14 protein-coding genes are annotated in these 18974 nt (G+C 36.6%); 12 read left to right on the top strand and 2 right to left on the bottom strand.

Features of this window, described 5'->3' with window-relative positions:
- Nucleotides 1-148 precede the first annotated feature (148 nt).
- The 6 genes from EV282_RS18140 to EV282_RS18115 all read left to right on the top strand — a co-directional run bounded on the left by EV282_RS18140 (nt 149) and on the right by EV282_RS18115 (nt 6544).
- Entirely contained in the window at nt 149-1879 is a 1731-nt protein-coding gene (locus tag EV282_RS18140; protein ID WP_130297307.1) for a methyl-accepting chemotaxis protein, read from the top strand.
- A 247-nt stretch (nt 1880-2126) separates the two neighbouring features.
- The gene (locus EV282_RS18135; protein WP_130297306.1) at nt 2127-2462 is read left to right on the top strand and encodes a hypothetical protein; all 336 of its coding nucleotides are present in this window, start codon (nt 2127-2129) and stop codon (nt 2460-2462) included.
- A gap of 94 nt (nt 2463-2556) precedes the next feature.
- Nucleotides 2557-3573 (top strand): NAD-dependent epimerase/dehydratase family protein, encoded by a 1017-nt coding sequence (locus EV282_RS18130; RefSeq protein WP_130297305.1) that lies wholly within the window; start codon nt 2557-2559, stop codon nt 3571-3573.
- A gap of 13 nt (nt 3574-3586) precedes the next feature.
- Nucleotides 3587-4414: an alpha/beta fold hydrolase gene (locus EV282_RS18125; protein ID WP_130297304.1), complete on the top strand. Its 828-nt coding sequence runs from the start codon at nt 3587-3589 to the stop codon at nt 4412-4414.
- A 160-nt stretch (nt 4415-4574) separates the two neighbouring features.
- Nucleotides 4575-5633: a helix-turn-helix domain-containing protein gene (locus tag EV282_RS18120; RefSeq protein WP_130297303.1), complete on the top strand. Its 1059-nt coding sequence runs from the start codon at nt 4575-4577 to the stop codon at nt 5631-5633.
- A gap of 74 nt (nt 5634-5707) precedes the next feature.
- Entirely contained in the window at nt 5708-6544 is an 837-nt protein-coding gene (locus EV282_RS18115) for a hypothetical protein (RefSeq protein WP_130297302.1), read from the top strand.
- A 417-nt stretch (nt 6545-6961) separates the two neighbouring features.
- Here the strand turns inward: EV282_RS18115 and EV282_RS18110 are convergent, their stop codons facing one another.
- Nucleotides 6962-8602: a HAMP domain-containing sensor histidine kinase gene (locus EV282_RS18110; protein WP_130297301.1), complete on the bottom strand. Its 1641-nt coding sequence runs from the start codon at nt 8600-8602 to the stop codon at nt 6962-6964.
- 315 nt (nt 8603-8917) lie between these two features.
- On the opposite strand from EV282_RS18110, the gene EV282_RS18105 reads away from it, so the two are divergent.
- Entirely contained in the window at nt 8918-13135 is a 4218-nt protein-coding gene (locus EV282_RS18105; RefSeq protein ID WP_130297300.1) for a S8 family serine peptidase, read from the top strand.
- A 146-nt stretch (nt 13136-13281) separates the two neighbouring features.
- Here EV282_RS18105 and EV282_RS18100 read toward each other — a convergent pair whose 3' ends face one another.
- A complete protein-coding gene (locus EV282_RS18100) occupies nt 13282-13755 on the bottom strand; it encodes a GNAT family N-acetyltransferase (RefSeq protein ID WP_130297299.1) in 474 nt (157 codons plus the stop codon).
- A gap of 458 nt (nt 13756-14213) precedes the next feature.
- Between EV282_RS18100 and EV282_RS18095 the strand changes: the two genes are divergently transcribed.
- From EV282_RS18095 to EV282_RS18075, 5 genes are all read left to right on the top strand, one after another.
- Nucleotides 14214-14825: a TetR/AcrR family transcriptional regulator gene (locus EV282_RS18095; protein ID WP_130297298.1), complete on the top strand. Its 612-nt coding sequence runs from the start codon at nt 14214-14216 to the stop codon at nt 14823-14825.
- A 661-nt stretch (nt 14826-15486) separates the two neighbouring features.
- Nucleotides 15487-15783 carry a hypothetical protein gene (locus EV282_RS18090; RefSeq protein WP_130297297.1) on the top strand — a complete coding sequence of 99 codons (297 nt, stop codon included), beginning with the start codon at nt 15487-15489 and terminating at the stop codon, nt 15781-15783.
- Between the two features lie 543 nt (nt 15784-16326).
- Complete coding sequence (locus tag EV282_RS18085) at nt 16327-16833, top strand: Imm26 family immunity protein (RefSeq protein WP_242611949.1); 507 nt, start codon at nt 16327-16329, stop codon at nt 16831-16833.
- A 375-nt stretch (nt 16834-17208) separates the two neighbouring features.
- A complete protein-coding gene (locus tag EV282_RS18080; protein ID WP_130297296.1) occupies nt 17209-17769 on the top strand; it encodes a DUF7010 family protein in 561 nt (186 codons plus the stop codon).
- Between the two features lie 52 nt (nt 17770-17821).
- Nucleotides 17822-18937 carry an aminopeptidase gene (locus tag EV282_RS18075; RefSeq protein WP_130297295.1) on the top strand — a complete coding sequence of 372 codons (1116 nt, stop codon included), beginning with the start codon at nt 17822-17824 and terminating at the stop codon, nt 18935-18937.
- The last annotated feature ends 37 nt before the right edge of the window (nt 18938-18974 follow it).

Genomic DNA, 18974 nt, shown 5'->3' with positions numbered 1-18974 from the left:
TTAGTCACTTGAATCATCGTGAATACTAAAGTATAAATGAAAAAAATGTAGAATTTTGCAGGCAATTGACGATTTGTGGAAAAATATGTTTTAATTATTAAAACTGACTAAACAGTTTTTATTCGTTTCTTACAAGGGGGAAGTTTTTTTGTTAAAGTCGCTTTTTGGTCGTAACTTTTTGTTCACCATCACTAGTTCTCTATTAATCGGAGCGGTCCTTATATTTGCTAGTTTCTTTATTCAAAAGGCAGTTATCACGAAAAGTATTTCAAATCAATCAGCAGGAGTAGCTTCTCTTTGGAAAAGTACCTTTGATATAAGTTATATCAAAAATGCTCTTACCGATCATGATAAACTATCACCAAATAATCAGGTATTAATCAATAATTTAACAAAGTTATCAGATTCAAATAAAAATGTAGCGCAAGGGTATTTCTTTGGAGCTGAAATTGTTGATGGTAATAAAACAATGATTCTTCCAGGTCCGAAGCATCTGATGGACATTGAAGAAGTTAAACTTGGAGATATGTTGGAACAACCTGATTATTGGATAACTGCAGCTGAGGAACTGCTAGAAGAAAAGAAGGCAGTGTCCACAAAAGCATACACTGACTCAATAGGGACTTGGATAACTACGCTTGAACCAATCATCGATGAAAACGGAGAAGTAATAGCAATCTTTGGGATAGATACGGACGCTAGTTTAGTGACGCAAAGTCAATACGATTTAGTTATTAGTTTATCTATCGTTTTATTTTTATTGTTAGCCGTAATATCCATTATTCAATTTTTCACTTTAAAAAAGATCTTTGCGCCAGTAAAAGATCTGTTTAATGCTATCACCCAAGTAGGACAAGGGGATTTAAATATTGAACTCCAAGAAAATGAGAATGATGAACTTGGCAAACTTAATCAACAATTCAACCAAATGGTTAAAAACATAAATCAAATGATTAGAACTGTTGGTAATACTGCTGAACAAGTCTCTTCATCATCCCGTGCATTATTGATAGGAGCCGAAGAAACGGTTTATGCAACTAATGAGATCACTGGTTCTATTCAACAAATCGCAAACTCAATTGAGGTCCAAGAAAAAACAACTGAGGAAAGTTCTTATTCTATTGGTAGTATGGCAAAGGGGGTTCGTAAAATTGCTGATATCTCGGGTGATGTTGCCAACGCATCATCTATATTAATTAAGCAAGCAGAACTTGGTTCAGAACAAATTGAAAATATAACAAAACAAATGAATACTCTTGATACGACGGTAAGCAAGTCAGCAGCTATCGTAGAGGTATTAGGTGAAAGGTCTGCTGAAATTGGAGAATTTGTTAAGGTAATTACTGAAATATCATCACAGACAAACTTACTTGCTTTGAATGCGGCGATCGAGGCAGCAAGAGCAGGGGAGAGTGGCAGAGGATTTGCAGTTGTTGCGGATGAAGTAAGAAAACTGGCTGAGCAATCAGAAAGATCTGCTCATCAAATTACAGATGTAGTACAAGTAATTCAGCAAGAAACGCAAAAGGCTGTTGAATCAATGCAGATTGGAACGGCTGAAGCAAAAAGAGGAAGAATAGTCGTTGGAAACGCAGGAGAAGCATTTATGAAGATCTTAAATACGGCTAATGAAGTAGATTCAAAAATATCTATTGTCTCTAAAGAAACAGATAACCTTGCAACAGATTCCGAAGGAGTAGCTGCATTAGTACGAAACCTAGAGGTATTAGCTCAACAATCATCTGGAAATGCAGCGAACATTGCTGCATCGTCCGAACAACAAAATGCAACAATGCAAGAGATAAAAAAATCTGCTGAAATACTGAGTGGAATTTCGGATGAATTACAACAACAAATTAATCGTTTTAATATCTCTTAAATTTAATAAGCTGTAGGTATAGATGACATATGAAAATAAGTAGAGTACTAGGAGAACACTTCTCTCTAAGTACTCTATCTTTTGCATTCTGGCTACATTTCGCACCTCAAAAAGCATATGCTGGTTTTAGAGGTTCTCTTAACTAAATCTTGTCTATAAAAAGATAGCTAATAAATGGATTTCATTATACAATTAAAAAAACTGAATATATAGTTTAGTTTTAAAAAGAAAAGCAGGAGGCATATCGTTGAACACAATAAAAGTTTTACCTCGAATATACGTAGATAATTTGATGTCGCATATCCCATTTTACAAGAGGTTGTTAGGTTCAGACCCTCTTACGATAACTGACAATCCTTATAAAACAGCTAGGTTTGACGGTCTGTTATTGGTTGAAGAGACTGAGAAACTTAGCGAGAAACCAGTTGCAACGATTCTAGTAAGATCTATCGTACAGGCAAAAAACAGAAGTATACGAAACAATGGCGTGATCGTTCAAGAACCTACACCGATCACAAAAGGAATAAGCATAATAGTTAAACACCCAGATGGCCAATATTTCGAATATTTAGAGCCAGCCTAAAGATCATAACGGGGCAGTATAAATAGACAGTAATCACTCTACTCATTATAATAAACTTAACGGTCGGTTTTTATTCATTGTTAGGAGGTATACTATGAAAATTCAGATTATTGGCGGAACACGGTTTATCGGCCCTTATGTAGTCGAGAGGCTTGTAAGACAAGGACATGAAGTATGTGTGTTTCACAGAGGAGAGACAAATGCTTTACTCCCTAAAGAAGTTAAAGAAATACACGGAGATCGAGATTACTTGGAAGATTACGTCTCACAATTTAAGGAATTTCAGCCAGATATCGTACTGGATATGTTCCCTTATCTAAAAAAAGATGCAGAAAGTTTGATGAATGTATTTAAAGGCATTGCCGGTCGTGTAGTAGGGTTAAGCAGCTTAGATATTTATAGAGCTTATGAGAGGTTGCTTAACATTAAAGCTGGCCCACTTGAACCGATGCCATTAAAGGAAGACTCACCGTTAAGGGAAGGGCTTTATCCTTTACAGTTCCTTTACGATACAGAGCATAGACTTCATTTTTATGACAAGAAGCTAATCGAAGAAACGATATTGGGCGATTCTGACCTTCCAGGCACTATTCTCAGACTTCCCCAAGTTTATGGACCGGGCGATAGACAACATCGCTTATTCCCATATCTCAAAAGGATGATGGATGGGAGAGAAAAGATTTTGTTAGGAGATAAGCTAGCAAAGTGGAGGGTGTCACGCGGATATGTTGATAACATCGCCCATGGTATAGTTCTAGCTTTAAACGAAGATAAAGCTAAACATCAAATCTACAATTTAGCAGAACATGATGCACTAACTGAACTTGAATGGGTAAATATGATAAAGCAAAGCCAAGGATGGGACGGGGAAATAATTATTGTACCGGAAGAGGAGTTTTCGGATTCCGGCAATGCTGATCAGCACTGGTACATGGATACTCAAAAAATACGTAACGAGCTTGGTTACCAAGAAATTATTTCAAGAGAAGAAGCGATACCGTTAACGATCGCATGGGAAAAGTTCAACTATCCTGAAAAAATCGATGAAAAAGATTTTGATTATGAAAAAGAAGATAACTTAATCAAAAAATATAAATTAAAGTATTCATAACAGGAGGGTTCATATGGTTCTAACAGAACATCAAATTAAGATAAACGGAACTAATATTTTCTTGAAAATTATAGGGAACGGTGACCCAATCATATTCTTGCACGGTGGACCAGGGGGAGAACATGGTTTCTTTTTACCTCACATAGAGCCGCTATCTAATGACTATCAATTAATTTTCTATGATCAAAAAGGGTGCGGCAAATCTGATCCAGCGATCGACGGTGTATATTCAATGGAGGATGAGGTTGAGACACTTGAAAAACTGAGAGTTGAACTATCACTGGAGAGAGTGAATCTCTTCGGAGAATCGTGGGGCTCTATGCTCGCTCTCTTGTATGCGATAAAATACCCAGAGAACGTGAACAAGATATTATTAACGGCAGCGGTTGGATCAACGGCTGAAGGATTTAAAGTATTTGGCGAAGAGATGAACAACAGGATGACGGTTGAAGATAAGGTGAAATTGTCCGCGTTAGAAACGGAATTTAAAAAGGGTAAAGCTACACTTGATGATATCTTTAAGGTGTTGAACCCTTATTATGTTTATTCAAAAGAGACATTGATGAGGAAGACAAAAACCAAATCAAACCTTGAAGTCAATCAAATCTTAGGAAAAGACATCCAAGAAAACTATGACCTGAGAAATCAGCTGGAGAGTGTTTCTCACATTCCAATCCTTGTCGCTCAAGGAAGTCATGATATCATCACACCAGAGCTTATCCAGCAACTTTTAATCAGAGACATCCCACACGCAGAATTAGTGGTAATCCAGGAATGTGGACATTGGACAGTCGTTGAAAAACCTCAAGAAATGATTCAGTTGGCAAAAGAATTCTTTTAATAAATTCAATACATCAATTATATTGTAAGAGAAGGTGGGGCATTTTTAGTCCGACCTTCTTTAATTTTACCGTTCATTAAATCCTAAAACTGAAAAATGGCCACCTAATTGCTTTGAAGAATAATAAGTGATACTCTTTAAAGTAATTGGAGTGATAAGAATGGAAAAGATTAAATTAAACGTTGCTCTTCTTAAAGAAAGAGTTCCCAAACTTACAAAGGCTGCTCAAGAAGTGGGTTTACGTCCAGCTACCGTCTCAAACTTATGCACGGGAAAGATTCCTATCGAAAGGGCAGAGGTAAAAACTCTAGTTGCATTGTCTATTATAGCCAACTGCACTCTTGATGAACTGATCATACTTCAAAGCGAGGGAGAGATGATTGAAACCGGAATTAAGGTAGTTGATCTTTTTTCTCCGGTTTCACGTGGAGGGACCATTGGCTTGATCGCATTACCTGGGATGGGGCAACTCGTATTCCTCTCTGAAATATTCTATCGGATGAAAGATAAGCAAGACTATAAAACGATAATGCTCCTGCCTGTAGAGCATGGTCCCGGAATCGATGATCTGCAGGATGTATCGAATAAGGTTGTTCAGGACATGGACGAAGCATATGAAGTCATCATTTCTAGCGGCGAGAATGATATCTTGTTTGCAGCTGATCGATCGATCGTTATATCTGGAGAGTTCTACAAACTCAATGACCGATTACAGTCGGAGAATATAACGAACGTCACCACTTTTCTTTACGACCCGAGGGGGGATGCAGTAGAAGAAGAAGAACCTTACGGACCGCTAGACACTGTATTAAAGTTTGATGGAGGTCTTATTTCTCGAAAAATATATCCAGCTATCAACCCAGTCCTTTCGATCTCCACTGTTTTAGAAGGTGCTCATCTTGATTCGAAACACATGAAAGTTCAACAAGCAGCAAGAAAGGTGTTGCGCCGGTACCGCGAATTGCAACTCTTGATTCATGCTAAAGGGGTTGAATCCATACCTCAAAGTGAAAAGGATATGTTTTTGAAGGCGCAACGGATTGAGGCATATCTAACACAACCTTTCTTTGTGGCAGAACCATTTACAAAGAAAACAGGTGTTTATGTATCCTTACATGATGCCATAGAAGACTTATCTAGAATCTTAAAAGGGGAGTTCGACCACTTAGAAGTAGACCAACTATTGGATATCGGTTCCCTAAAATCTGTAAGCATATAAGTTTTGTTTTTTTAGTAATAGAGTAAGGGGACAAATTAGGTCTATTGTTCGAGAAAGGAGGTGTTAGTAACGAGATGACTACTAAACTAATATTAGTGGAGGGTTTGCCGGGTTCAGGTAAAACCACGACCGCCTTAAAGATATCCAAGATCCTTACAAAACAAGGAGTCCCAAATATCCTATTTGTTGAGGGAGATCTCGATCATCCAGCTGATTTTGAAGGTGTAGCTTGTCTGTCCAAGAAGGAATATGAGGACCTCTTGGAATCTCACAAACATGAAAAAAATATTATTGAATCAATGACGGTCAATAGAGATGATGATTTTTACCTATATTATGCAAAACAGCTCTCTGAAGATGTAAACATCTCTGACAATCTTCTGGATGATATCGAGAAACATGATGTATATAAGCTGCCTATCGATAGGTTTTCCGACATCCTTCTAGGACAATGGGAAAGGTTTGGGAGAAAAGCAGAGGCAGACGATCAGGTATATATATTCGAGTGTTCGTTTCTTCAAAATCCTTTATGTACCTACCTAGCCCGTGATGATCGCTCGTACTTAGAAATAAAAAAGTTCATCCTCAGTCTTTACGAACGTATTGAGCACCTAGAGCCACTTCTTATTTACTGTGACCAGCAGGATGTCAGTGGTTCATTCTTAAAAGTAAAAGAAGAACGATCTCAAGGTTGGTATGATTTTTCTGTATGGTACTATACTCAGCAACAATTTGGAAAGAACAGGATGCTTCAGGGAATTGATGGAGTATTGAGGTTCCTTCACGAAAGAAAAGAAATAGAACACCATCTTCTCGCTGAATTAGGGATTTATAAGCTTTTCCTGAATAATCATTCAAGAGAATCTTCGAAGGAAGAGATTGAGCAGTATTTCAAACATGTCTTTAAGTGACAACAAGAGATATTTCTGTTGATATAATGAATTCTTAAGAAGAAGTGATTTTAGAGGTGTATAGAACACATTCGTCCAACCAGTAAGAGAAAACTCACATGGTTTTTTTCGAGGGATTATGAACCTATAATAAGGATAGATTCTGTTGATACGGTCCGTTTCAAAACGCTTGATTGGCCCAAAAGTCGATTCCTACAACGCTATGAAACCGGCTTTTGGACGTGTTCAACATAAGCAGTTCAAATGAAGGATGATTGCAGATCTTCTAATGTGTCATACAGATTATTTAATTCTAAATTTTTATGAACTAATATTTACTTTCATAGTTAAAGAAGAGCAGGAGGCAGCAAGTTTAAAAAACTCTAAAATCTGAAACGTTGTAACCCTACTCATATCGTGCGTAAAAAACTACCCATATTAAGGATTATTAACCTGTTTTGTCTCGAGAGGTATTTTAACCGTAAAAACTGTCCCTATACCCATGGTACTTTTTACTTTAATCTCACCCTGGTACTTTCTAATTATATGATATACAGTCATCAAACCCAGGCCAGTGCCCTTTGATTTTGTAGAGTAAAATGGGGTGCCTAATCTACTTAACTCTTCTTTGCTCATACCACTTCCTGTATCGCTTACTTCTATAGTGACATAATCATCGGTTCTGTAACCCTTTATTGTAAGTGTTCCTCCCGATGGCATCGCTTCAACAGCGTTCTGTAATACATTAAGAAAAACTTGCGTCATCTCTATCTCGTTAGCTTTAATATGCAAAGGTTCTTCAAAAATAGTATTATATACTACCTTATGATGAGCAACGGGTGCGACTAGCTCTATGAGCTTATTAATCTTCTCCGAGATGTCTATGTTCTGACTGTTCAATTGATGTGGGTTAGAAAACTGAATGTATTCGCTGATAATCTTCTCTATATAATCTACTTCCTGTTTCATCACCTCTATCAGTCCCCTTTTAGAATCAGGTAACCAATCCTCTTCTAAGAAAAATTGTAAAAAACCATTGATGGTAGTACATGGATTTCTAACCTCATGTGCAACTGCAGCAGCAAGTTGACTGATAGCGTTCATCTTATCAGCATGCTGTATCCGTTCTAATACAGAGGTGTAATAATTAATATTTTCTAGTTGTTTAAACGCTAGTTCTAAAGAATTGTTCAATGATGTTTCAGTTGTGTCTGGAGATTCTGCGGATTGAACTTGAATCGAACTGGCAGTTTCTAAAAGGCTATCAAAGAGTAATCTGATTTCACATACCATGGTATTGAAGCTTTCTGTAAGCAGACCAATCTCATCTTTTCGTGTAACTGGTATGTTGGATTTAAAGTCCCCTTTACTGACTTGGTTAATCCCGTTCAATAGTTGGTTAAGAGGTTTAAACAACTTGTATTGGCCAAGGTATTGAAACCACATAGTTATCCCTATAAACAAAAGAAGTAGAGGAGCCAATAAATAGATCAAACTTTTTTTTCCGTCTTCTACTATACTTGCGTCTATGTCGATTCCTAAAATAGCGATTACTTCACCCTTATTATTCATTACAGGATGTAAAGTAGTGACCCAAGTTCCTAATGCGTCCGAATAAGTAAGGGTGTGTGTAGGCTGCTTTGTTCTTAACAACTTTTTAGCTGCGTTTACCCATTCGATAGGCTGTTTTTGCAGTTCACCAATCTTATAACCAAGATCAAGAATTTTTTTTGGTTGAGGCAATATGATAGTCTCGTTGTTTTTATTGATGTTTGCTCCAAAAAGATATGCCTGTGAAACATTCTCATTGTTCTCTGTTAAAAGTGTAAGCTGATCTATAAGTTGGATGTTATGTGGAGAATTAGCTTTGAGGTCAGATAAGCTTCGTTCAATATTCTCAGTACCCATTAAAGGAATCCAAGTATCCCCCAGTTCTGTGGCCTGTTGGATTATATTTTTTGTTAGATGATTAGTCAAAACATAAATGCTCGAACAAAACAATACGACTCCAAATAAAGAAGTGATGACCATTGTCAATAAAAGGTTCTTTTGAAAAATAGAAAGTCTTTTAATTCCCATCAGTATCACCTTTTAATAAGTATTTTTTCCTATTAAGTGTTAAACTAACCAGTCAGTCTTAGTAAATTATACCTTATATAGTTATAATAAGGGGATATTTTATACGACATAAAAATACAAAATATAACAAAAGTTGTACCTTGACCAGTTCTTTATAGTCTAGTAAATTTTAATAAACTGAATAACCAGTTTATTTTAATCCTCTTAGAATCTTCATCAACTGTGTAGCTTCTTGGTATTACTCACGTATTCCTTAAGAGAGGAGGAGTTTTAGTAATCTAAGTTAGGTATCTATCATTAAGTAGGAGGAAGAGGATGAAACTGATAGAATCAAAACCGCTATTACTATTCTTTATTTTCGTGCTGTTCATTACTAGTTTAGGGTTCGAAGATTTACAGATCGGACAAGCGAGTACGGATAAAACTATTCGAGTAATAATCCAGTTGGAAGAAGAACCTATCTATAAAAAGTTAAACGTGAATACAAACAATAAAAATTCGATCTCTCAGTTGCGCGATGAAAAAAAGAATTATCAAAAACAGCATGACAAAATCATTGATGTTGCAAAAAATAATGGTATCAATGTAAAAGTAAAGTCAGAATATTTTTTATCCTATAACGGGTTTGCTGCAGAAGTTACAGCAGATAAACTCAAGAGCCTAAGCTCTATAGAAGGTGTTAAAGCTGTTCATACCGATGCGAGAATGCACGCGGAGGTATCTAGTAGCATCCCACTCATCAAAGCTTCAGAAGTATGGAAGAAAAAAGACTCTAATGGAAGTCACCTTACGGGTAAAGGTATAACGGTCGCTGTACTTGATACAGGTATCGACTATAAGCATCCAGATTTAGGCGGAGGTTTTGGTAAGGGTATGAAAGTTGTCAACGGCTATGACCTAGTCAATAATGATAACGATCCGATGGATGATAACGGTCACGGCACCCATGTAGCAGGTATCGTAGCGGCTAATGGAAACATCAAAGGTGTTGCACCAGATGCTACACTGACCGCTTATAAAGTATTAGATAAAGATGGCGGAGGTTTTGCATCAGATATTATCAAAGCAATCGACCTCGCAATTAATCGGGAAAACAATCCTTATCCTGCTGATGTGATTAACTTGAGTCTCGGTGGAAGTGGTGATGGCACCGATGTCGTCTCTCAGGCGGCTCAGAATGCAGTAGATTCGGGAGTGGTAGTCGTAGCTGCTGCAGGTAACAGCGGGCCAAGTGATCAGACAATTAATGCTCCAGCAGCTGCCGAAGGGGTCATTGCTGTCGGCGCGAGTACGAGTGGAGTACATCTACCGACACTTCAGATGACAAGTCCTGTCATAAAAGATTTTGAATCGTATTATATTCCTTTTTCAGCGAATCCACCGAGTACTCCTCAAAGTTTTAAGTTAGTTAATGGTGGTCGTTGGTATGAGGAAGAGTATGACAATATAGACGTAGCCAATAATGCTTTGCTTATACCTACCCTAAACGAAACTGAGGATTTAAAGAGATTCAACATTGCCAAGTCTCGCGGTGCGAAAGCTGTTATATTCTTTGTTCCTACTGACGGTGTAGAAATTTCAACAGAAAAATATCCATTAAAAGCTGGAATTACTCAAAACGGGGACGAAAACGTTTATGCTATCGGTATTGATGAATTTTCAGGTAATGAACTTTTAGCAAGACTAAAAGAGGGGCAAGTGACCGTAAGTATTTCTGGGAACGACATAACTGACGAGATAGCAGATTTTAGTTCGCGTGGTCCTTCCCAATACCCTGGCATGAAACCTGATATCGTTGCTCCAGGCGTTTGGATCAATTCAACGATACCAGAAAATGCATTGTTTAGTGACCCTTCTGGATATATGAAGATGAGCGGTACAAGTATGGCATCTCCTCATGTAGCTGGTGCAGCTGCTCTATTGATTCAATCACATCCAGACTGGACTGTTTCAGAGGTGAGTTCTGCATTGGTCGGGTCAGCTAAACCATTAAAGGATTATAAATCTACTGAACAGGGTGCAGGAAGACTAGATGTAGAGTCGGCCGAAAAAGCCACGTTGTTTGCAGACCCTAAGTCGCTCTCGTTCGGTATAGCGGATTTAAGTTCAAAAAAAATAAGGAGCAAAAAAAAGATCACCTTAACCAACGATAAAGATACCCCAGCCTTGATTACACTCAACGCGATTCAACGAGAAAAAGGTGTTGATGTAAACATAAATCCTAGCGTCATATTGATACCTGCAAAGGGGAGACAGGAGGTTGAAATCTCTATTGACTTAAAAAGACCAGATCGAAAGATGGATGTTACTGGTTGGATTGAAGCTCTTGATAACACAAAAGAAACGTTCTTAAGGATACCCTTTCATTTTGGTGTTCACTACTTTGATGTAACGGCATCTCCAGATCCTACAACAGGTTTCTCAGAAATCTATATTAATAGTCCTGTAAACATAAAAGAAGCTCCATTGGTATCCGTTGAATCCCCCAGGGGGAATAAAAGTACGGTAAAAGCGACTTTTCAGGAGGGTAAGTTATGGAAGGCACAAGTTCAAGGTATCGAAGGAGGTATCCACAGAGTATCTGTGAATGGTACTGCAACAAAAGAGTTTGAACAAGTACACATAACTGGTACTACATCCTTTGAAGTTATTCCGGAGGATTCACGGATAGGAAACGGTTGGGAAACGGTTGGGCCAAATTCGAACGGTGGAAAAATGGTGATGGACAAAAAGGATCCCGGTACAATGTATGTAATTAATCCAGGTGGTTTCCTGTCGGCCCCACAGGGACTATTCATAACCCGTGACCATGGTGATACTTGGAAACAATCAAGAGGTTTACCATTCGGTTCTGAACCAACCCTGCTAAAGATTAACCCTAAGGATAATAAGATATTATTTATGGGTACAACAGAGTTTGGCAATCCTTTAACACAAGGTAAAATACTCGTTAGTAAAGATAAAGGAATATCTTGGGCGCCCACCAATTTTCCCGACAAAAAGGTAATCGGACTTGAGTTAAGTGATAATGGTCAACTACTAGTTGGGATAGGGACCAACCAGGTTTATGTGAGCAGTGACGATGGGAAGAGTTGGAGTGAAATAGCATCTCTTCCAAACATAACGTCTAGCGCCTACTATAATGGAAACTTATACCTCGGGACGGAACTAGGAGATGTTTATGTAATAAGAAATATAGATACCCAACCATCGAATGTTGAAAAAATCTATGAGAATCCTAATCCAAGAGACCTCTTTAATGGTATTGAAAAGATAATTGTAAATGAAACAGGTATTTTTGTAAAAATTCTATTTGGTACTTCATATGTATCGTTTAATGAGGGGGAAGATTTCAGTGTGTTATATGAACAAACACCAGATGCGTTCACCCTCATCGATGTAGAGAATGGGTCTATTTACGGGAGGATCTTTGGTTCCTTACTAGTTAGTAAGGATAAAGGTAAGACTTGGAAAGAATTAAAAGATCCATTGAAGAAAAGTAGCGTAGTGGATGTTGCGATGTGGCCAGATAACGATTCACTTCTACTTTCTGCTATGGGCAGCGGAATCTATGAATCAGAAGATAGTGGAAATACGTACAACAGGCTCGGAATTCCTTCTGTATTCGTCAACGATATAAGTGTTGTGGAAGATAGTAGAAAACAATATGAGTTATTTGCAGCTACGCAACGTGAAATTTATAAGACTAAGTTTTCAAGTGACAAACATACTTTAGAATGGGGGCTATCTGGTGGAGAAGGGCGTGTTGGGGAAGATGTTTATTTGATTGCACATTCTCCTAAAGATAGCAGTACAATAATAAAAGTCAGAAACGACTTTGGTTTAGCGGTTTATATCAGCAGGGATGAAGGTGCCACCTGGGAAAAAAGATTCAGTAATTATGAACATCCTACTGCCATCTTGTTTCACCCTGCAGATCCCTCAAAAGTATATATTACCTATGTAGCATCCAACTCTAAATATAGCGGGATCTTGATCAGTGATGACGGTGGAATGACATGGACTGTAAAACGACTAGGTACAGATTTTCTAGCAATTGAGGGAGATCCTAATGACCCGAAAAAGATTTGGTTGGCTGGACCTTCAGGTGTCGCTGTGACAGAAGATGGTGTAAGTACGATAAAGTACCTTAACAACACACCGATCACCAGTATAAGAGCTCTAGATTCGAAAAATATCATTCTTGGCGGTAAAGAACTTTATACGAGTCATGACGGTGGAAAAACGATAAAAGCAAGTGATTATCCACTAGAAATAAATGTATCAGACCTTGTTTTCGCTAGGAAAAATAAAAAAACTATCTATGCTTCGACAAATGTCTATCGAACAAAAGATGGTTTTTTAAAAGGAGGAAGAGGAGTACTTATGAGTAGAGATGGCGGGAAAACATGGAGTAGCTTCTCGCATGGTTTAGAGAACCTTAACATAAACACGCTGGCTATTAGTCCTGATGGTGAGTATCTGTTTGCAGGTGCAATGGCTGGAGGCGTTTATCGATACAAGTTGAAATAATGTTAAAGAACTGAAGGGATGTCTCCTTCAGTTCTTTTTATGGTCTGTTGAATTTTGGATGGTAGTTGTTTATATAATAAGGGTGAACCTAAAGTAATTGAGTTTCCACATTCTATTTCAAAGAAAATTCCTAATAGTTACAAACTTTAAACTAAATGTTTAATAAACAGTATTCTATCTTCACCCGGTCCATCATAATTCTCCATTACAGAAACTCCTTGCATCTTTTTACCTCCACCTTGTATCTCAAAACCCATTTTAGTGTGATACTCAACAGAAACTTTATTAACAGGAGACGTAACGCAACGAATAATAGTACGACCACTTTCCTCTACAACATTAAAAAATTTGTTATATAATTTTCTTCCAATATTATGTTTTCTAAATTTGGGATGGACACCAACGAAGTGTATATATGCTTCATTTGAAGTGGATTGGGACAGAAATCCAATTAAAAACCCTACAATAACTCCGTCCTGTTCTGCAATGAAACTTGTATTTTTGAAGTGGTCAAAAAATAGTCTTGGCAACATATCAGACATTTGTCTTCCGCCCCACCATTCATTAATATGTGGTGATATTACATAGTAGTCTGATTCAATGACTTGACGAATCTCCATATAAATCCTCCTTTAAAGTAAAAAAATAAGAAATTTGGTAAAAAGATCTGTTTGACTCTCTAAAAATGACTGTGTATTCATTTTTAATAAATAAACCATATTTTTCCCAAGCTATGCAAGTTTTTATAATCCTATGGCTTCTAGGCATATTATTAGATATAATCAAAATAGTAAAACTGAAAGTCCAGTTTATAATGGAAAACCGTATCATAGACCTGTTAGGAAGATTTACTTTGTAGTGAGATTGTAGCTTATCGACTCGACGGATTTAGATGTATGACTGCTCACTTCATTCAGATTTTGTTAGAATGACAATGTCGCCTAAGTGCAGCTATCAAGATCGTGGGTTTTGCTCATAGGCGATGAGACCTGATAGGGTGCATGAATTCACCCGAAAATCTTGCTCTTACCTATACTTTTAATGCCCAACTATCATTTTTATATAAGGAGCTGTTTTGATGCCCAAGGTTTCAAAAGATTACAAAAACAAGAAAAAGGAATTACTGCTACAAAGTGCGTTAAAATGCTTTGGAGAAAAGGGATTTCAAGCCGCAACAATGGATGATATCGTAAGCTACTCTAAAACGAGTAAAGGTTTAATCTATAACTACTTTAAGAGTAAAGATGATTTATATATTACTCTAATGGAAGAGAGAACACGAAATTCAATAAACCATTTCGAAGAAAAATTCAAGACGTTAGAAACCGCAAAAGGTAAGATACACGCATTGTTTGAAGTGTTCCTCAATGTGTCTTTGACCAAAGAAAGACAGGAACAGATCAATGTTCAAATCGAGTTCTGGCTCAACTCAGGACGGCAAGAGAACTTACGTAAGATAATGTTGGATAGATATAAAAATCAATATATTAAGCTTTTGGTTGAGATAATTAAAGAAGGTTTAGAAAGCGGAGAATTCCATAAAAGTATTAAACCGGAAATCGCAGCTGCTATGTTTTGGGCATATATTGATGGAATCGGTCTTCATTATGGTGTTATAGGTGATGAATACGAATATAAAAAAGTATTTGAAGAAACAGAACAAGCCTATCTTAATTATTTATGTAAGTAACACTGGTTGTAAACTTCGAAAAAAGAACGACTCTATTTAACAGAGTTTCTTCTGTAAATGAAATTCGATTCGAAAGCTTAATAGCAGAAGAAAAAACAAACTAAATCGCATAGTAATTAGCACTATAAATCGCAACGGAATTCGTTGCGTTTTTTTTTTGATTTATAAGTGTTTTGGTGAAAAAATACTACTTTTATAATCTTAATTAGCATCCCAATTCACACACGTTTTAGCAAGATGACAATAAATATTGTCACGCTGCGAATTGGTATGTGAATTCACTTGTCAATTGACCTGCCATTTTTAGCGGAAATGGATTAAAAGGTGACTAAATCAAATATATAATAACGTTAAAAACGTGATATCCTTATTCCACTAACGTGCAGGATTGTTGAATAAGGGTATTAAGGAACACACCTAAGTAGGGGGAATTTACTTTGACAAATAAACCTAACCTTATCAAGTTCCGAAAAAAAAGAAGTTACTCGGTTGAATAAAAATCAGAGAAGAAACTTGTTAATATTGCTGACCGTATTAGCTTTCTTTTGCCTGGTGTTATTTGAATGGTTAAGATAACTAATATTAAACTAAAGTAGCAGGATTGTAGAATAAGCATAGATATTTAAAAACGTGTTAATATTTATATAAAGGAGGTCTGGTAATGAAATTTAATACTAAAGTAATTGTCGGGTTAGCACTAAGTGTAACATCAATAATCGGCTTAATATCTTACTTGCCCAATAGTAATTATGGCTTAAAAAGGGAAATTACCAAAGCAAATATTCCTCAACGTGAAGTCATAATTAGAGATTCTGTTGACGAACCATTGCCACCGACTGCAAAGAATGTCCAAACTATGCCAGATAAACGTGAGCCACAACCTTTGCCGAATGCAGATTTTGATAAGATAATAGTAATAACGAAAATGCCAATAAAAAAACCTGATCAGCAAGATTAAAGCACTGCAAATCGTATTGCTTTTTATATATCTAGAGCAGGATTATTGAATAAGCAGTAATAAAATAAAGGACAGTCAGTAATGGAATAGGAAAAAGAATTAAATTACATTACAGCGAAATAATTTATAACTACGATTCTCTTAGGGAGGGTGTCATATATTATGGGGAGTATAGCCTTCATATTGATTCTACAATTGATACCAATTTGTATGATTGTATTTGTGATTAGCGGTATAATTCAATTTTTCTTCCCAAATATTAAACTTCCTATAATAACGTTATTTCTTTTTATTATTGGTTCAATGTACTTCTGGACCAATCGTTGGTTAGAAGAATGGATACTATTCACTATTGTTGTAGCATTCTCTTTTTTAGCAATCGCACTAGTTAAGTTTTACACTAAGATTTATATGATGGCTGAATAGAGGGCTAATGAAATTAGTGAATAATAACTGGGGTTTTATTCTGCAATCGAGTGCGTTGATCTCAGAAGGGTTAACGCCTTTTTTAATGGAACTTATTAAACAAACGTAGCAGGATAGTTGAAGAAGGAAAGTCGAAAAGAAGCTTCGAACTTATTATCAATATTTTCTAAGAATGTGGTGATTTTAATGTCAGGAAAGAAACGTATACGAATTAAAATTGGGGATGTATATGCTATACCTCTTCCTAATGGCAAATATGCTTTCGGTAGAATTTTAAAAGATGCTGGCATTGGAATTTATAAATATATTGGAGAAAGTATTGAAGACATTTCAAAGGATGAGGAGTACCAATTTATAGTTGGTGTATATGAATATGTTCTAAAATCAGGGGATTGGACAGTTGTAGAAAATCGCCCTTTTAAAAATGATGATGAAGCATATCCACCTCCTTCTTATATCATTGATAGTATTTCAGGCGAATATTCCATTTACCATAAAGGGGAAATTCGAAGTGCTACTAAATCGGAATGTGAAGGATTAGAAGTAACGGCAGTTTGGGCAGACAATCACATCATTGATAGGATTATGGGCGATGATAAGTGGCACAGAGATAATAAAATTTAATTTCTCCTTATTCCGCAATCGGGTGCTTTAAAATAATAAGTCTATAAGAAAACGACCAGACAAAAATCTGGTCGTTATATATAGTGCTATTTCACCTGCTAAAAGGCTTGCGAATTAAGATATTCTCCTCCAAAAGAGTACCCGTTAGATTTTCCCTGGTCTTTTTATAACCCATTCGTTTAATTCACCCGTTCATAATAGATGTTTTTCCATACAGAACAATGAATATAATAACAAATAATAATAAAACTGTATTATTGAATTCAAATCGGCTATTATTAAACTGACCGGTTAGTTTTTAAGGGGCGCAAAAAACATTATATGATTGTTATATGTAAAGCTTTTAAATCATCCACTTTATAAAAGGAGAATTTTATGGAAAAATTAACAGAAATCCAAATAAATCTTATCCAAACTGCTAAAAGAGGGTATCCAATTCTACTCGCAGGAGCAATTTTCTTTTTTTTAATTTCTTTTGCTCCATTATTCTTTTCATTAAAAGCCCTTGGTTTGATATGGATCGTTGGTCTGGGTGTGATTTTCCCAGCTGGAATCTTGATTGCTAGGATGTTGGGAATTAATTTAATGACTGATAATCCTTTAGGAAAACTTGGAGGATTAGTTGCAGGTACTCAGATGTTCTATCTTCCAGTATTTATTCTGATCTACCAACAAGCACCGGCTTTTGTGCCATTTACTATAGGACTGCTTGGGGGCTCGCATTTTTTACCGTACACTTGGATCTATAAAAGTAAAGCATACTTTTTTATCACAGTAGGGACGTGTGCTTCTTCACTCTTACTTGGTTTGTTACTATTGGATCAGGCGTACGTACTAGTTCCACTGGCTATATCAACCATTTACAGTATAGGTATCATGTTATTATTCAAGGAAAACAAGAAAAGTGACAACACAGATGAGATTGATTTTCATTAATTGACCCTTTATAATAAACTGTATAGTCAGTTTTTATTTGAGGGGGATTATGATGAGAGATGAACGAGTAAAAAAATTAGCTCAAGTACTACTTGATCATTCTGTGAAAATTAAAAAGGAAGAAGTCATACTGATTACTGTTTTAGACGATGGTTTAGAACTCGCCAAAGAGCTAGTTCGAGTAGCCTACAAGAGGGGGGCGTACCCATTTGTCGATTTAATCAATACAGAGTTATCCCGTTTGCTCTTGGATGGGGCAACAGAGGAGAGATATCTCATCGGCCAAAAGTGGGACATGGATAAAGTAAAAGATTTGGATGCTACTATCCGAATATACGGCAAGAAAAACGACCGTGAGAACTCAAACGTAGCTCCAGAAAAACTATTGCTGCATAATAAAGCCTCAAAGCCTTATTTAGACCATCTGATCAATCATACTAAATGGGTATTGATGAATTTTCCAAATGCTTCACAAGCCCAGAAAGCTGGTATGTCTCTAGACGATTTTGAAGATTTTTATTTTGAAGTCTGTACAATGGACTATGGCAGGATGAAAGAAGCTATGTTTCCGCTAAAAGAACTAATGGATCGTACCAATAATGTCCATATAAAGGGGCCAGGTACAGATCTTACGTTCTCAATTAAAAATATGGGCTCTATCGTATGTGCAGGAGAGAATAATATTCCCGATGGAGAAGTCTACACAGCACCAGTACGTGACTCAGTGAACGGATACATTACTTTTAATGCACCCACCATTTATAACGGTACTTCCTTTGAAGGTCTAAAATTTGAATTCGAGAACGGCAAGATAATCCATGCAACATCTAACCATAACTCGAAATTAAACAAGATATTAGATACAGACGACGGTTCAAGGTATATTGGAGAATTTGCAATAGGGGTTAATCCCTATATTCTTCAGCCTATGAACGATACGCTGTTTGATGAAAAAATTGCAGGAAGCTTTCATTTTACTCCTGGACAATCTTATAATGACGAATCATACAACGGTAACGATTCTAAAATTCATTGGGATATCGTGAACATCCAAAGACCTGATTATGGTGGAGGAGAAATATGGTTTGATGATCTTCTAGTAAGGAAGGATGGACTGTTCGTTCCTCACTATCTTTTGCCTTTAAATCCTGAGAATCTCATCAAGTAATAAAAAATATTAAAAATACATTAAAATTTGTTGACGG

The sequence above is a fragment of the Fictibacillus sp. BK138 genome (genome assembly GCF_004216955.1).
Classification (GTDB): domain Bacteria; phylum Bacillota; class Bacilli; order Bacillales; family Fictibacillaceae; genus Fictibacillus.
This window is presented reverse-complemented; position numbering and strand designations above follow the sequence as displayed.

What these genes read in the sequence shown, in the direction of transcription:
- EV282_RS18130 (WP_130297305.1), top strand. Translation starts at nt 2,557, where the DNA reads ATGAAAATTCAGATTATTGGCGGAACACGGTTTATCGGCCCTTATGTA.
- EV282_RS18110 (WP_130297301.1), bottom strand. Translation starts at nt 8,602, where the DNA reads ATGGGAATTAAAAGACTTTCTATTTTTCAAAAGAACCTTTTATTGACA.
- EV282_RS18080 (WP_130297296.1), top strand. Translation starts at nt 17,209, where the DNA reads ATGGAAAAATTAACAGAAATCCAAATAAATCTTATCCAAACTGCTAAA.
- EV282_RS18125 (WP_130297304.1), top strand. Translation starts at nt 3,587, where the DNA reads ATGGTTCTAACAGAACATCAAATTAAGATAAACGGAACTAATATTTTC.
- EV282_RS18075 (WP_130297295.1), top strand. Translation starts at nt 17,822, where the DNA reads ATGAGAGATGAACGAGTAAAAAAATTAGCTCAAGTACTACTTGATCAT.
- EV282_RS18120 (WP_130297303.1), top strand. Translation starts at nt 4,575, where the DNA reads ATGGAAAAGATTAAATTAAACGTTGCTCTTCTTAAAGAAAGAGTTCCC.
- EV282_RS18105 (WP_130297300.1), top strand. Translation starts at nt 8,918, where the DNA reads ATGAAACTGATAGAATCAAAACCGCTATTACTATTCTTTATTTTCGTG.
- EV282_RS18115 (WP_130297302.1), top strand. Translation starts at nt 5,708, where the DNA reads ATGACTACTAAACTAATATTAGTGGAGGGTTTGCCGGGTTCAGGTAAA.
- EV282_RS18090 (WP_130297297.1), top strand. Translation starts at nt 15,487, where the DNA reads ATGAAATTTAATACTAAAGTAATTGTCGGGTTAGCACTAAGTGTAACA.
- EV282_RS18095 (WP_130297298.1), top strand. Translation starts at nt 14,214, where the DNA reads ATGCCCAAGGTTTCAAAAGATTACAAAAACAAGAAAAAGGAATTACTG.
- EV282_RS18100 (WP_130297299.1), bottom strand. Translation starts at nt 13,755, where the DNA reads ATGGAGATTCGTCAAGTCATTGAATCAGACTACTATGTAATATCACCA.